The organism is Negativicutes bacterium, from assembly GCA_021372785.1.
Taxonomy (GTDB): Bacteria; Bacillota; JAAYKD01; order JAAYKD01; family JAAYKD01; genus JAJFTT01.
In genome coordinates this window covers 1-14,781 of sequence record JAJFTT010000022.1, presented here as the reverse complement: position 1 = coordinate 14,781, position 14,781 = coordinate 1, and the positions used below count along the sequence as shown (strand labels likewise).

Sequence of the window (14,781 nt, the reverse complement as noted above, 5' to 3'; positions counted from 1 at the left end):
GTGATAGGTAGTAGAACGGGCGACATAAGTAGCGCCGGCAGCCTGACCCAATTTACACAGGTCAAAATTGCGGTCGATATTCCCATAAGGCGCTGTGGTCGCGTAGCTTCCGGTGGGCGTCATCGGAGAAAACTGACCGCTGGTCATACCGTAAATCGAGTTATTGAAGACGACGGTAGTCAAATCTATGTTGCGTCGGCAGGCATGAATCAAATGGTTGCCGCCTATAGCGGTACAGTCGCCGTCGCCGGTCAGAACAATCACCGTCAACTCGGGATTGGCGTACTTGACACCGGTCGCAAACGCCAGCGCGCGGCCGTGTGTCGTATGCAGTGTATTGAAATCCAAGTAACCGGTAGCGCGTGAGGAACAGCCAATACCGGAGACGAGCACTATTTTATCAACGTCTAAACCCAATTCTTCAATTGCTCTGAGCACCTGCTGCATGACGATGCCATTGCCGCAGCCGGGACACCAGATGTGAGGCATTTTATCTTCCCGAAGGAATTCTCTGCCGTTACTCATGCCTGCACCCCCTTAATTGCATCAATGATTTCCTGCGGATTGAGCGGTTCCCCGTCGACACGGTTTACGCCAATGATTTCTTGTTTGAGCACCCGCTCTACTTCCAAACGTAATTGTCCTAAGTTCATTTCCGGTACAATTACCTTCTTACCTTTGGCGGCACGCAGCAAAGCGTCTGCCGGGAAAGGCCAAATTGTTATGGGGCGGAACAGACCAACCTTATAACCGGCAGAACGAGCTTCCTGCAAAGCCGCTTTGGCCGAACGAGCGGTGCAGCCATATGCAACGAGAACGATCTCGGCATCGTCACAGTAGAGTTCTTCCCATTGCAGAATATCCTCCAAATGCCGCTCGATTTTATTGTGCAGACGGCGCAGCATATAATCAACCTGCGGTGCTTTCGTAGTGGCAAAACCGGTCCGGTCATGAGTCAGGCCGGTAACATGATAATGATAACCGGTACCGAAGGGAGCCAAAGGAGCAACGCCGTCCTCGGGTGCATCATAAGCGGAGTAATCTGCCGGCGAAACAGTCGGCTTGATCCGATCGATCACTTCATACGTTCCTGCTTCCGGTGTTTCCATACGTTCGCGCATGTGGGAGACGATTTCATCCAACAAAAGAATAACGGGAGTACGATATTTTTCGGATAAATTGAAGGCGCGCACCGTTAAGTCAAATGTCTCGCGTACAGAAGAGGGAGACAGTGCGATCATCGGATGATCACCATGCGTTCCCCAACGGGCCTGCATCACATCACCCTGGGCAGGCGCAGTCGGAACGCCGGTGCTGGGACCGGAACGCTGCACATCGACGATCACGCAGGGAACTTCCGTAATAACGGCAAAGCCAATATTTTCCTGTTTGAGAGAAAATCCCGGACCGGAGGTTGCGGTCATTGATTTTCTGCCGGTCAGACTGGCACCGATCACGGCGCCCATGCTGGAAATTTCATCTTCCATCTGGATAAACCTGCCGCCGGTTTTCGGTAAATTTTCCGCTAATAATTCGGCAATTTCCGTCGATGGGGTGATCGGATAGCCGGCAAAGAAACTGCAGCCGGCCGCTAAGGCGCCGGCCACACAGGCCTCATTACCCTGGATCAGTTTTGCTTTCGTCATTTTTTCTCCTCCTTCCCGTCTTCCAAATAAATGGCGAAATCGGGGCATCGCATTTCACACTGACCACAGCGGATACATAAATCACGATTCCACGTCGGTTTTCCGTTCTTTTGGGGTGTCAGCGCTTTTTTGGGGCAAAAAGCCATACAGATTCCGCAGGCCTTGCACCATTTTTCATTGATCGTCACAACCCGATTCTTTGGATTGTTGTCCATAACACAAAATACCTCCTTTAGTCTTTCCTGTCACGCAAACGCAGCACAGCATTCTTGAGCAGGTTGATTGATCCCATATCCGGGCGATAAATAAATTCAATCACCTCAATGGGGCGGCGTCCCACCAGTTTCTGCACTTCTTCTTTGCGTCCGGGTGACACGATGACAACTTCGACCGAATCAATCAATTGTCGGACAATATCCGGATTTCTGGAAGTTGTTCTGACAAATTTCAAACCCGGAATACCGGAATTCTGAATGGAGCGAATGACATCTGTGGCAAATATATCCGAAGAAGAAACCAAACCGATTTTCTCCGTCTTGGATAGGGTAGCGATCTTGACAATCGTATCCACCTGAGGATCTTGGGCAATTCCCAAAATGGTATCCCGGCGTTCCGGCATAAATGCGATCACTTCTTCTAAATGATAGAAAGTCGTGACGATCAGATCTGCTTTTTGCAAAGAATCCCGTTTGCTTTGTAAATCTTCCAGCAAGACCGGTTCAACGGTAACACCGGAACCCAATTCGATCTCTTTGGCAAAATAATCTGCCTGTTCCTGATTGCATTCGATGAAAATAAGATGGACTTTTTTAAAATGGCCCTGGCACTCACGGATACAACCGGAAAATAAGCTGGTGAATTCCTCCAGGGTATAGCCATTTTCCGCTGCTTCTTTGATGACATTATCGATCGACATCATCAAAGCCTGCCGTCGGTCGATTTGCTGAAGACGGCGCTCCAAATCTGCCACATAAGTGCCGCTGCCCTGCCGTGAAATCACTAATCCTTCGGATTCTAATTCGTAGTATGCCAGACTGATCGTGTTCCGACTGACCTGCAGCTTCTCCGACATTGTTCTTTCCGTAGCAAGGCGTTCGCCGGTGGAAAGAGTACCACTGAGGATCATGCTTTTCAGTTGTTCTGAAAGCTGAAGGTAAAGTGGCACACCATTCTTTTTGTCTAGATAAATATTGGACAGGTCCACAATTTCCTCCTTAAGCCAATATTGGTCTGCAAAGCAGACTAGAAACAGAAATCATTCTCATATTTCTCTTTTTCTTTGCAAAAACCTTTTAATATCACAATATTCATTCTGTCTATTTCTGTGCTCAGAGTTCATTGGCTCTTTATAATAGTCCAATATGGACTATTATAAGTTAAATTGCCTGAATAGCAGACCGCCTGGAAAGTGCCATTAGAGATTTTCCTTCCAGTTGACTCTTTCAATTTTGCTGGTTTGGCCGCTACTCTCGCTGATTTCCAGAATGACTGCGTTGAACTGACCCGGACCTTCGGCCGGTTCAAAACGCGCCGGCAAGGCTGTGAGAAATCGATAGAGCACCGGCTCCACTTTTGTCCCCAGAATCGAGGTCAGCGCGCCGGTCATGCCGACATCGGTTATATATGCCAGACCATCTTTCAGGATCTGCTCGTCAGCCGTTTGCACATGGGTATGAGTACCCAATAAGGCCGATATTTTCCCTTGCGCATAATAAGCCATCGCCAACTTTTCCGAAGTGGCTTCCGCGTGAAAATCGACAATGCGGATTTTAATTTCCGGCGGGATCTCCGCCAAGACGCGATCCAACACGGCAAAGGGAGAATCGACTTCTGCCAGGAACACGCGGCCCAGTAAATTGATCAAAGCGATCTGTATCCCTGTACTGCCCACCCAGCAGCTGGTCCAGCCGCGTCCCGGCACCCCCGCCGGATAATTGGCGGGCCGAATCAGGCGGTCTTCCTGATCGATAAAATCGAAAACCGCTTTTTGATCCCAAATATGATTGCCGCTGCTGATCAGATCGACTCCAGAACCAAAGAGCTGATCGGCAATCTCGCGGCTGAGACCCTTGCCGCGAAAAGCATTTTCCCCGTTCGCGATCACGTTTTGAATATTGTTTTTCCTTCTGAATTGCGGCAGCTGTTCCTGCACAATTCTGCAGCCGGTCCGGCCTACCACATCACCGATGAATAAAATACGCATTTCCTGCCTGCCGTCCTAGCCTTTCTTCTGTTCCGTTACTTGATGGATGTAGATGGCATCATAATCTCTGAAAGCGCGGATCGGCACAAAATCGGCATGGCAAACATACTGGTAGAGCGCTTCATATAATTGATTATGCTGCTGCCATTGTTCGTTGCTCAAATCATTGTCCGCTTCTTCCTCACTGTCTTCCGCAAAGTAGCGCTCAAACAGATCATAGATCGCTTCGATTTCATAGGGAGTCAGGCTCTTCATATCACGCTGAACACTGATTTTATTCTGATACTCCGTGACAGATAAGTCCACTTGATAGATTTCCGGTCTGATCCGATCGATCATATGGAAAAAGTGAATTCCCTGTTTGAGTTGTTTGATTGCATGCTGATAGTGATCTTTCTCTTTCCCGTTTTTTTGCACAGTAAAATCCAGGGTTATCGATTTATCGGACGTATTGAGAAAAATCGAAGAAAGAGATGGATAGATCATCATTGCGGAAATCAAAAAAGCAGCGCCAAGGGGTGCTTCCTCTTTTAGATTGTTCATTGAATTTCACCTCGCTATATTATATTCACGTTCCCGCCTGGTTTTCCTTCTTATTGGCAACCCAAACAAAAATACGTCCTTAAAAAAAGCTGTTCAGCAATCGTTTTGATTGCTGAACAGCTTAACAGTTTACCAGCCGATCGCGGTGCGGATGCTCTTATTTCGCGTAATCGACCACCCGCGTTTCCCGGATCACCGTAATCTTAATCTGACCGGGATAATCCAAATTCTCTTCGATTTTCTTGACAATATCGTGCGCTAATTTATAGGACATCACTTCGTCCACTTTTTCTGGTTTTACCATGATACGCACTTCTCTGCCGGCCTGTATTGCATATGCTTGCTCAACGCCTTCAAATTCCGTAGCGATTTCTTCCAATTTGTGCAAGCGTTTGACATATGTTTCCAATGTTTCGCGTCTGGCGCCCGGACGTGCCGCCGAGATGGCATCTGCAGCCTGCACCAAAGAAGCAATGACCGTTTTTGTTTCAACATCACCGTGATGCGCTTCGATTGCATGCAGTATTTCGGCATTTTCGCCGTATTTGCGTGCTATTTCCACCCCGATTGCCACATGAGAACCTTCTATTTCATGATCAACCGCTTTACCGATATCATGCAGCAAGCCGGCGCGTTTGGCAAGCGTAACATCCGCTCCCAATTCAGCAGCCATTATCGAGGCCAAATAAGCAACTTCACAGGAATGCTTCAGCACATTCTGTCCATAACTGGTTCGGAAATGCAGCCGACCTAAAAGTTTGATGATTTCCGGATGAATCCCGTTGACTCCAACTTCAAAAGTAGCTGACTCTCCTTCTTCTTCGATCCGTTGATCTACTTCACGAATTGCCCGTTCTACAACTTCTTCAATCCGCGCAGGATGGATGCGGCCGTCCTGGACCAAACGCGTCAGCGCAACCCGGGCAATTTCACGTCGCACCGGATCGAATCCGGATAAGATAACTGCTTCGGGTGTATCATCAATAATTAAATCAATGCCGGTCAGGGTCTCCAGGGTACGGATATTTCTGCCTTCCCGCCCGATGATTCTGCCCTTCATTTCTTCATTGGGTAATTCTACCACCGAAACGGTTGTTTCGGCAACATGATCGGAAGCGCAGCGCTGAATGGCTAAACTGACAATTTCTCGCGCTTTCCGGTCCGATTTTTCCTTGGCTTGTATCTCAGCATTGCGAATGATCAGCGCCATATCCTGTTGGACTGCTTCTTCTGTTTGGCTCAGCAAAAATTGCCTGGCTTCTTCTTTTGACATAGCGGAAATACGTTCCAGTTCTTTCCAGTGGCGTTGATAAACCTCTTCCGCCTTCAGCCTGAGCGTCTCGATATCCTGCTCTCGTTTGGCTAAAATCTCTTCGGTTTTCTCGAAGGCTTCGGTTTTCTTGTCCAGTAACTCTTCTTTTTGAATCGTCCGACGTTCTAAACGCTGCAGTTCATTGCGGCGTTCTTTGATCTCTTTTTCCAAATCGGACCGCAAATGATGTACTTCTTCTTTCGCTTCCAGCAATGCTTCTTTCTTTTGTATTTCCGCGTCGCGAATGGCTTTTTCTAAAATGTCTTTCGCCTGTTCCCGAGCAGAACCCAATTGAGCTTCGTCCGTTTTTATTTTATAGGTTTTGCCGATAAACCAACCGATCAAACCTCCGGCTATCAAAGCGATTGCTCCTGTTATAATAAGTTCCTGAATGATTAACACACCTCCTATTGATTAAATTTTCAATGAACCGTGACATTCCGTCTATACAAAACTTAAATCAGTGAAAACGGATTGGCAGAAGGTCCGGACGGTTTCTTTTGACCATCGGCAAAACGCATCCCTCTGAAAATTCGTTTCGCCTTCGCCTCTGCTTGTCTATTTTATACTGAATTCGAGCTCACGTCAAGATGAGGAAATCGATTTCTAAAAGTTTTCATCGAAATCAAGTTCCGGTTGGCAAACAATTTGCATTGCTTTCAGGACAATATCCATTGGAAAACCATGCCGCAGTAATTTTTGCATGATTTTTTGCTTTTCCTGAGAATCAACAGAGCTTTTCTGACGGATCAAACCCTGCAGAACAACAATAGCTGTTTGGAGTTCTTCTTCCGGATCCAGTCTATCCAGACAGGCCCTGATCAAGGCACGCTCATAACCTCGCTGCGACAGCAAGGCGCTTATTTCATAATTACTTTTATTACTCTGCCGCCGATAATGCTCCAGCCAGAGCAGGCAGTCACGCGGTTCATCCAGATAATGTTGCGCTTCGAGACAGGCAATCACCCGTTCTATCGTTTCGGCATCGTAAACGGCACCTAGTTTTTCACGTAGGCGCCGTTTGGAATAAGCCATTTTGGATAATAACTGCAGACATTTCGCCAGGCAAGCCTGTTCCGCGGTTTTCATGCTTCTTCTTCCGGTAACTCAGCTTCTTCCGAGACTTCTTCAGCCGGAAGTGCTTTGATGGCATTCAATTTATAAGCTTCCCTGACTTTCAATTCCACTTCGCTTAACAAATCGGGATGGTCGATCAGCAATTGTTTGACATTCTCTCTGCCTTGCCCCAAACGTTCATTGTTATAAGAGAACCAGGCGCCGCTCTTATTGATAATCTCGCATTCAACCGCCATATCCAGGACAGAACCTTCTCTGGAAATTCCCTTGCCATACATAATATCAAATTCAGCTTGTTTAAACGGCGGCGCCACTTTATTTTTAACGACTTTCACTCTGGTTCTGTTGCCGATAATTTCCGTTCCCTGCTTTAAGCTTTCAATGCGTCGGATATCCAGACGAATACTGGCATAGAATTTCAAAGCTTTTCCGCCGGTGGTTGTCTCCGGATTACCAAACATGACGCCAATTTTTTCACGCAGCTGATTGATGAAGATCACAACGGTATGTGATTTGGAAATGACTCCGGCGAGTTTGCGCAAAGCCTGTGACATCAGCCTGGCCTGCAGTCCCATAAAAGAGTCGCCCATCTCACCGTCGATTTCCGCTTTTGGCACCAGAGCCGCTACCGAGTCGATCACAATTACATCCAAAGCTCCGCTGCGAACCAATGCTTCCGTAATCTCAAGAGCTTGTTCGCCGGTGTCCGGTTGTGAAATGATCAGATCGTCCATATTAACACCCAGATTGGAAGCATAAGTCGGATCCAGGGCATGTTCCGCATCGATGAATGCTGCCGTACCGCCGGTTTTCTGCGCTTCGGCAACGATATGCAGAGCCAGGGTTGTTTTGCCGGAGGACTCCGGCCCATAAATCTCCACGACGCGGCCGCGCGGTACACCCCCAACGCCGAGGGCAATATCGAGAGCCAATGAGCCGGTCGGAATGACATCGATATTCAAACGTGCTTCCGCTTCTCCCATTCGCATAATCGATCCCTTACCAAACTGTTTTTCAATACCGGCCAAAGCCGCATCGAGTGCCTTCTGCTTGTTTTGAGCTGTCGGAGTTGCCATTTTTGAATCCCTGCCTTTCCCTATTCTTTCTGGTTTTCAGTTCTGAGTTCCGCTTGATCCGGTAGGATGCTGCAATAGAGATATTGTTTTCCGCCGGCAGCCGGCATGTCGTTTCTGCGCAGGCTCAGGCCTCGCTTTGACAATTCACTCAGGCGGTTGCTGGCCGTATTGATGGCGATCTGCATTAAATCCGCGATCTCTCTGGCGGTGACAGTTTTATTTTGGTTGAGAACGTCCAGCGTAGCAGCGAGAGGTTCTTTCAGTTCGCCCAAAATACGCAGCTGACCTCCGCTGAGATAACAAATTACCAAATTACGCTGAGACAGAGCGGCTGCAACATTCTCCAGCTGATCTTCCGATAAATTGCTGAGCAGAAGTGCTTTCGGGCCAAAAAAGTCCCCGCATATTTCGATCAGGAGTTTGGCGATACATTCGTCGGCACAAGAAAAATCGAGGATCTGTATCTCTCTAAAATCCAGAATCAAGACCTCCGGCTCGCCCGACGCCTGTAAATTTACCGCCAGCAGGTCTTTCACTGCTTTTCCGATTTTTCTGGTTACCAGAACCGGTGTGAAATCAGCCATGGCGACTGTAGTAAACCGCAAGATCATCACCTCCAAGCTTTCATTGTATTCATTGAAAGCAAATTCAGTTTAGCAGATCCGCTGCATTTATGCAATCGTTTTGTTGATGATTTGTAAAAGATTCTGATTATATCATATATCTGTCTTTTATGACATTTGCCCGAACCTGCGGAAGATTCTTTAGCAGCAAAAACAGCAAAATTTCAGCAAGATAAAAACAGCCAATATTAAAACCAAACTACTCTTTGCATCTGCTCAAGGCAGCTGTGTTGCCAGAACAGTCCGCTTGGCAGCGAAACGGTTGTATTTTGAGAGAAAGTAAAAAAATAAATCGATACCGCCTGCTTACTTGGGGTCCGTACTGCCGAAACCGCCTTGACGCGGACTCGAAACGTTGACTTCCTGCTCACTGACCAGATACTGTGTAAAAATCCCCTGGGCAATTGCCTGCCCCTTGGTGATGAGCGCGTCTTGCTCCCCCAGATTGCGCACAGCCAGGAGGATATGCCCCTCGTTGTCCGGGTTATTATAATAGTCGGCATCGATCACGCCAACACCATTGGCCAGCAGCAAATTTTGTTTGAGAGCTAAGCTGCTGCGAATCATAATCAGCAGCACTTCGTTCGCCTGCATATAAGCTTTTAAATTGGTTGCTACCAAAGCGGTCTCCCCCGGCCGCAGCGTGACGGTTTGGGCAGCTTCCAGATCATAACCGGCGCTGCCGCTCGTTTTACGCTGTGGCAGCGCGGCATTTTGATCCTGACAGGCTGTAATCCAAGAAAACCCTCGCATGACTATTCCTCCTATTGTACTTTGCGAAGCATGCAGGAACAGCTTCCCGGCGCTGCGGTAAAAGCGCAGCGGATGGAAAATTCAATTCTGTAAAAAAAGGGACCGTTCTGTCAACGGTCCCTTTTCCGGGTGAAAGATTAAGAACGCATGGCATCCTCTTTAATCACTTCTTTACGGGAAAGATTAATCCGACCTTGCTTATCAATTTCGGTGACTTTGACCAAAATTTCATCGCCGACAGAAACAACATCCGCAGGATTCTCGATCCTTTCCAAAGCAAGCTGCGATACATGCACCAAACCTTCTTTGCCCGGTAAGACTTCGACAAAAGCACCGTATTTTTCGACACGCGTGACTTTACCCAGATAAACCGTGCCGACCACAACGTCTTTCGTGATTCCTTCGATGATTTTCAGCGCTTTCAGCCCGTTTTCATATTGCATCCCCGGCACTGCAATGAAGATGCGGCCGTCCTGCTCCACATCGATTTTCACACCGGTTTCTGCAATGATTTTTTGGATTACTTTGCCGCCCGGTCCAATGACATCGCGGATTTTATCCACATCAATTTTCAAAGTCAGAATACGCGGAGCAAAAGGAGACATTTCTTTGCGCGGTTCCGGTAAGACTGTCAGCATTTTGTTTAAAATAAACAGCCTGCCTTCTTTTGCCTGCGCCAAAGCCCGGCGCATGATATCCAAATCCAAACCGGCTACTTTAATATCCATCTGCAGCGCGTTGATGCCTTTGGCGGTGCCTGCCACTTTAAAATCCATGTCTCCGTAATGATCTTCCAGTCCTTGAATGTCCGTTAAAATTGCGATGCGGTCCCCTTCTTTGATCAGACCCATGGCAATACCGGCAACCGGTGACTGCAAAGGCACGCCGGCATCCATCAAAGCCAGGGTACTGCCGCAAACGGAAGCCATCGAACTGGAACCGTTGGATTCCAATACTTCGGAAACCAGACGAATCGTATAAGGAAACTGTTCTTCGTCCGGCAGCATAGGCAGCAAAGCACGCTCCGCCAAAGCGCCGTGGCCAATATCGCGGCGGCTCGGTCCGCGCATCGGACGAGTTTCGCCCACACTGTAAGGTGGAAAATTATAATGATGCATATAGCGTTTGGTATCATCCTCTTCGGACAAACCATCCAATTTCTGCACATCCCCCATCGCGCCCAGTGTAGCGGAAGTTAAAACCTGCGTCTGCCCTCTGGTAAATAAACCGGAACCATGGGTCCGCGGCAGGACGCCTACTTCGATACTGATCGGACGGATTTCAGTCATCACCCGACCATCCGGACGATTCCCCGCTAAGATCATATCGCGCACAACTTCTTTGAGGACTTCGTTCAGTGCTTCGCCGATGTCTTTGCTGTTATCCGGATATTTTTCTGCCAAAGCAGCCTTGATTTCGGCATTGACTTGCTCGATTGCGGTTTCCCGCGCCAATTTCTCCTGTGTCGCAGAGGCTTCGTAAATCGGACGCAGCGCCATGGTGCGCACGTCAGCCATAATTTCTGCCGGAACGGTATAAACAGCGACCTGCATCGGTTCTTTTCCAGCCATTGCGATCAGTTCATCTTCCATCGCAATGATTTCTTTGATCACGACATGCGCCCGGGCCAAAGCGTCGATGATGACGTCTTCCTGCACTTCCTTTGCACCGGCTTCTACCATATTGATCGCATCTCTGGTTCCCGCTACCTGCAAATGCAAAATGCCGATTTTTTCCTGTTCGGCAGTCGGATTGACAATCAATTGTTCTCCGTCATAGCCCATCATAACACTGGCGATCGGACCATTGAAGGGAATACCGGAAAGGCAAAGCGCGGTTGAGGCGCCGATGATGGCTGCGACTTCCGGTGCGTTATCCTGCTCCACACTCAAAACAGTGACGACGATCTGTACATCATTACGAAAACCTTCCGGGAAAAGCGGACGAATTGCCCGATCGGTGACCCGAGCGGAAAGCGTCGCCTTCTCAGAAGCCCTGCCTTCCCGTCTGCCCCAGGAACCGGGAATTTTACCGACGGAATAGAGCCGTTCTTCATAATCTACGGTAAGAGGAAAGAAATCCGTACCCAGACGCGGTTCTTTGGATACGCAGGCTGTGACCAGCACAACCGTATCCCCATAACTGACCAGCACAGCTCCGTCGGCTTGCTTTGCTAAACGGCCGGTTTCAATTTTCAAGGCCCTGCCGGCGATGTCTCGTTTTACTTCTTGCAGCATTTGTACCTCCTGTTGATTTTACTTTCTTATTTTTATTCACTATGATTAATTCCACAATCCGCAGAGATTTCCTTCCTTGCGTGGAAATAATCCCTTCTCTCGTGCGAAAAACCTTCTTTGGCAGCTTCTGTGCCGCTGCCTTTTTTCTTTTGTCTCTCTTTGTCCTTGCACAATATGGTCAAAAAAAAACTGCCATCTGGTCGCTGAAAGCAAAACAGACGGCAGTTTTTTCAAATGCAAATTAACGACGGATTTTTAACTTCTCGATGATGACACGATAACGGTCAATATCAACCTTTTTGAGATAATCCAATAAGCCACGGCGCTGACCAATCATCAGGAATAAACCGCGACGGGAATGATGGTCTTTACGGTGAATTTTCAGATGTTCGGTCAGTTGATTGATCCGCTCCGTTAAGATGGCAATTTGAACTTCCGGAGATCCGGTATCGCCTTCGTGAAGCTGATATGTCTGAATGATTTCTTGTTTGAGTTCTTTGTCTAACATAATTTGCGTTCCTCCTAATTTTTTTAGTCCCAAAAGCCAAGTAAACAGGCAGGAGGCGCCGGTAACCTCGCTTTGGGTCGTGACTTGATGTCTAACGTATTATAGCTTATTTCCGGTATGAACGCAAGGTCTATTCAGAGAGAGAATCTGACAGAAACGTAAGTCGACCGTAAATTTTTCCTTTATGCCAGGGAAATCCCGGCAATTGCAATTGAAATTCCCTCGTTGGTTCGCCAATCACAGAAAGCCGGCCCGCATAGTTCAGTTTCGTTTCCGGATGATAAAAACAGATGGGATAGCTGCCCTGTTCCGGTAAGACAATTTTTCCGGTCTGGATCAGCCTGCCGGTTTCCGACTCCAGCGCAACCAGGCAGATCTCCGCTTCATACCGGCGGCCCAACAGCAGCGCAGCCAGTCGCAAATCGCCGCCGGCAACCGCCGAACGGATGCGTGTACTGGAAACGGGCTGCTGCAAATACTCCACTGCCGGTTGAATGATCAGTTCAAAACCTTTTTGGCTGCTCAAGGTTTGCAGTAATTCCGTTCTGCCTTTCCCGCCGCAGCCAAAGCTATAGTCGTATCCGACCGAAACACAGGCCGCTTCGCAGCGCGCCAGCAATATCTGCTCAACAAAATCTTCCGGCTGCATTTGCTGTATCTTTTTTGTGAAGGGGACCAGAAGCAGTTCATCCACTTGCATTTTTTTCAGCAGTGCAGCCCGTTGTTTGGGCGTTGTCAGCAATTGCAGGCCGCTGTTCCTTTGCAGGACTTGCATGGGATGAGGATCGAACATCAGGACGCTGGAGCGATAGGATTTTGCAGCCGCCCTCTGCACCGCCGCTGCAATGATCGGACGGTGTCCGATGTGAATTCCATCAAAATTTCCAAGCGCAATTGCGCGCTTTCCTTTGGGTAGATTCGTTAAGCCATGAATTATCTGCATACTGTCACCTGTTTTATTTGCGCTTTGATTGCAGGAAGATCCATCGCGATCAGATTGACGAAGACTTTATGCGGCTTTAAAACCAGGTTTTGCCGGCAAGTATCCAATCCGATTTCTGCAATGGCGTGTAAATTTCCTTCCGCATCACAAACGAGTATTTCTTTCGCTTCCACTGCCGCAGCGGGCAGCCACACCGTCCGTCCGAAGTGAAGTTCCCGCAACATTGTATCACTCAGAATGCAGGCAGGTAAGCCAAGATGCGCAGGCGTCAGTTTGCTGAAAAGCTTCGCTGCCTGATTGGCTGCACATGCTTCTTCTACCTCTTCTTTTGAAAACGCCTGCTCCAAGCAGAAAAGCCCGCTTCTGGTTCGCTGCAGTTGCTGCATGACGGCGCCGCAGCCCAACTGGTTGCCGATATCTTCACAGAGCGTCCGTATATAAGTCCCTTTGCTGCAAGTGACTTCCAATGCAAGACAGCTGCCCTTTTGCAGCGCAGCCGGCAGCTCGGTAAGCAGGCGCAGTTCTTCAATCAGTATCGGCCGGGCTTCCCGCTCGATGCTTTCACCTTTGCGTGCCAATTCATATAAACGGGTGCCATTGACCGAAATTGCGGAGTGCATCGGCGGAATTTGCTGCAGCTCCCCTCTGAAATGCGAAAGCACCTGCAGCACTTCGTTTGCTGCGAGGCTGAACGCCGCGCTCTCCGTCAGACAACCACTCAGATCGTAGGAATCGGAACGCCAGCCCAGCAGCAGGCTGACACGGTAGGTTTTACTCCTGCCGGTCAGATATTCTGCCAAACGGGTGGCATCTCCCACACAAAGCGGCAGCACACCGGTAGCCAAAGGATCCAGCGTACCGGTATGGCCAATTTGTTTGACTTTCAGCTGTCGGCGCAAAAAAGCAACCAGATCATGGGAGGTTGGTCCGGCTGGCTTTGCTAAATTGATCACTCCATGCATGTCTGTTACCTGACTTCTTTCCATTCGCTGCGCAGCTGCTGCTGCACTTCCTGCAAACTGCCACTTTTTTGAAATGCCGCTGCCTGGCGATGGCCCCCACCGCCGCGCGCAGCGGCAAAAGCGGCCAGATCATACTCACTGTCGCGCTGCCGGAGAGAAATTTTCCAAATATCGTGATCAATTTCTTTCATAAAAGCCACGATGCGGCAGCTGTCAACACGCTGCAGCATTTCCATAACCTCGCTGATGATATCACTGTCCTGCAGCTGCTGCATTTCATCATAATTGAAGTAGCTAGTCAAAACACCCTCTTCGGACAGTAAACGCTGCAGGGCGACAGCAAAAGCCCGCACTTCAGGCAGTGTATAATTGGAAAAATAACGCTGATAAATACTGTTGGGATTTTGCCGTAAAACAGCTGCCGCCTGAAAAGTTGCCGCCGTCGTATTGGCATAGTGAAAGAACCCCGTATCGGCAGCCAAACCGACGAATAAACTGCGGCGTATGTTCTCATTTTGCCATTCCGGTTGCAGCAAGAGCAATTCCGTCAGCATTTCCGCGGTCGCGGCCGCCCTGACATTGATCCAACCATCATATTCGCAGTCCCAGGCAGTTTGATGATGATCAATCACCAGGATACTTTCACTCAAATCCAATAGTTTTTGCCAGAAAGTAGGTGTCCGTTTTGGTTCACAGCAATCTACTAAAATCAGAACACCGACTTTTTCAATCGCTTTACTGGAAAGCTGCTCGATCCCCTCCAACAGAGGCTGCAATAAACGTGGAATGATCCGTTCATCATCGACAATCTGGACGGTCGCTCCCGCTTGACGCAGCATTTGCGCCAGGGCTACCGTGCTGCCCAGGCAGTCTCCATCCGGATGCTGATGATAAATCA

Annotated in this window: 16 protein-coding genes; all 16 read right to left on the bottom strand. The window is 48.7% G+C overall.

Going from position 1 to position 14,781, the window contains the following annotated elements:
- On the bottom strand, window positions 1-525 hold a 525-nt coding region (locus LLG09_02790), incomplete at its 3' end, for a thiamine pyrophosphate-dependent enzyme (GenBank protein ID MCE5196042.1).
- A complete protein-coding gene (locus LLG09_02785; GenBank protein ID MCE5196041.1) occupies window positions 522-1,646 on the bottom strand; it encodes a 2-oxoacid:acceptor oxidoreductase subunit alpha in 1,125 nt (374 codons plus the stop codon). The genes LLG09_02785 and LLG09_02790, both read right to left, overlap by 4 nt.
- Window positions 1,643-1,861, bottom strand: a complete 219-nt coding sequence (locus LLG09_02780; protein ID MCE5196040.1) for a 4Fe-4S binding protein — start codon at window positions 1,859-1,861, stop codon at window positions 1,643-1,645. Before LLG09_02780 ends, LLG09_02785 begins: the two co-directional genes overlap by 4 nt.
- A 17-nt stretch (window positions 1,862-1,878) precedes the next feature.
- The gene (locus LLG09_02775) at window positions 1,879-2,850 is read right to left on the bottom strand and encodes a winged helix-turn-helix domain-containing protein (protein MCE5196039.1); all 972 of its coding nucleotides are present in this window, start codon (window positions 2,848-2,850) and stop codon (window positions 1,879-1,881) included.
- Between the two features lie 210 nt (window positions 2,851-3,060).
- Window positions 3,061-3,849 (bottom strand): TIGR00282 family metallophosphoesterase, encoded by a 789-nt coding sequence (locus tag LLG09_02770; GenBank protein MCE5196038.1) that lies wholly within the window; start codon window positions 3,847-3,849, stop codon window positions 3,061-3,063.
- Between the two features lie 15 nt (window positions 3,850-3,864).
- On the bottom strand, window positions 3,865-4,392 hold the full coding sequence (locus LLG09_02765) for a hypothetical protein (GenBank protein ID MCE5196037.1): 528 nt from the start codon (window positions 4,390-4,392) through the stop codon (window positions 3,865-3,867).
- Between the two features lie 157 nt (window positions 4,393-4,549).
- Entirely contained in the window at window positions 4,550-6,097 is a 1,548-nt protein-coding gene (rny, locus tag LLG09_02760) for a ribonuclease Y (protein MCE5196036.1), read from the bottom strand.
- A 213-nt stretch (window positions 6,098-6,310) separates the two neighbouring features.
- The gene (locus LLG09_02755; protein MCE5196035.1) at window positions 6,311-6,793 is read right to left on the bottom strand and encodes a recombination regulator RecX; all 483 of its coding nucleotides are present in this window, start codon (window positions 6,791-6,793) and stop codon (window positions 6,311-6,313) included.
- Window positions 6,790-7,857, bottom strand: coding sequence for a recombinase RecA (gene recA, locus LLG09_02750; GenBank protein ID MCE5196034.1), 1,068 nt, complete (start codon window positions 7,855-7,857; stop codon window positions 6,790-6,792). The genes LLG09_02755 and recA overlap by 4 nt, the downstream gene beginning before the upstream one ends.
- Before the next feature lie 20 nt (window positions 7,858-7,877).
- Window positions 7,878-8,462: a hypothetical protein gene (locus LLG09_02745; protein MCE5196033.1), complete on the bottom strand. Its 585-nt coding sequence runs from the start codon at window positions 8,460-8,462 to the stop codon at window positions 7,878-7,880.
- 324 nt (window positions 8,463-8,786) lie between these two features.
- Window positions 8,787-9,233 (bottom strand): dUTP diphosphatase, encoded by a 447-nt coding sequence (locus LLG09_02740; protein ID MCE5196032.1) that lies wholly within the window; start codon window positions 9,231-9,233, stop codon window positions 8,787-8,789.
- A 137-nt stretch (window positions 9,234-9,370) separates the two neighbouring features.
- Window positions 9,371-11,470, bottom strand: coding sequence for a polyribonucleotide nucleotidyltransferase (locus tag LLG09_02735; GenBank protein ID MCE5196031.1), 2,100 nt, complete (start codon window positions 11,468-11,470; stop codon window positions 9,371-9,373).
- A gap of 241 nt (window positions 11,471-11,711) precedes the next feature.
- On the bottom strand, window positions 11,712-11,978 hold the full coding sequence (gene rpsO, locus LLG09_02730; protein ID MCE5196030.1) for a 30S ribosomal protein S15: 267 nt from the start codon (window positions 11,976-11,978) through the stop codon (window positions 11,712-11,714).
- Between the two features lie 130 nt (window positions 11,979-12,108).
- Window positions 12,109-12,921, bottom strand: coding sequence for a hypothetical protein (locus LLG09_02725; GenBank protein MCE5196029.1), 813 nt, complete (start codon window positions 12,919-12,921; stop codon window positions 12,109-12,111).
- Complete coding sequence (truB, locus tag LLG09_02720) at window positions 12,912-13,907, bottom strand: tRNA pseudouridine(55) synthase TruB (GenBank protein ID MCE5196028.1); 996 nt, start codon at window positions 13,905-13,907, stop codon at window positions 12,912-12,914. Before truB ends, LLG09_02725 begins: the two co-directional genes overlap by 10 nt.
- Window positions 13,889-14,781 (bottom strand): DHH family phosphoesterase (locus LLG09_02715; protein MCE5196027.1); only part of this gene is annotated, 893 nt, incomplete at its 5' end. The genes truB and LLG09_02715, both read right to left, overlap by 19 nt.

What these genes read in the sequence shown, in the direction of transcription:
- LLG09_02785 (MCE5196041.1), bottom strand. Translation starts at nt 1,646, where the DNA reads ATGACGAAAGCAAAACTGATCCAGGGTAATGAGGCCTGTGTGGCCGGC.
- LLG09_02780 (MCE5196040.1), bottom strand. Translation starts at nt 1,861, where the DNA reads ATGGACAACAATCCAAAGAATCGGGTTGTGACGATCAATGAAAAATGG.
- LLG09_02770 (MCE5196038.1), bottom strand. Translation starts at nt 3,849, where the DNA reads ATGCGTATTTTATTCATCGGTGATGTGGTAGGCCGGACCGGCTGCAGA.
- LLG09_02765 (MCE5196037.1), bottom strand. Translation starts at nt 4,392, where the DNA reads ATGAACAATCTAAAAGAGGAAGCACCCCTTGGCGCTGCTTTTTTGATT.
- LLG09_02755 (MCE5196035.1), bottom strand. Translation starts at nt 6,793, where the DNA reads ATGAAAACCGCGGAACAGGCTTGCCTGGCGAAATGTCTGCAGTTATTA.
- recA (MCE5196034.1), bottom strand. Translation starts at nt 7,857, where the DNA reads ATGGCAACTCCGACAGCTCAAAACAAGCAGAAGGCACTCGATGCGGCT.
- LLG09_02740 (MCE5196032.1), bottom strand. Translation starts at nt 9,233, where the DNA reads ATGCGAGGGTTTTCTTGGATTACAGCCTGTCAGGATCAAAATGCCGCG.
- LLG09_02735 (MCE5196031.1), bottom strand. Translation starts at nt 11,470, where the DNA reads ATGCTGCAAGAAGTAAAACGAGACATCGCCGGCAGGGCCTTGAAAATT.
- rpsO (MCE5196030.1), bottom strand. Translation starts at nt 11,978, where the DNA reads ATGTTAGACAAAGAACTCAAACAAGAAATCATTCAGACATATCAGCTT.
- LLG09_02725 (MCE5196029.1), bottom strand. Translation starts at nt 12,921, where the DNA reads ATGCAGATAATTCATGGCTTAACGAATCTACCCAAAGGAAAGCGCGCA.
- truB (MCE5196028.1), bottom strand. Translation starts at nt 13,907, where the DNA reads ATGGAAAGAAGTCAGGTAACAGACATGCATGGAGTGATCAATTTAGCA.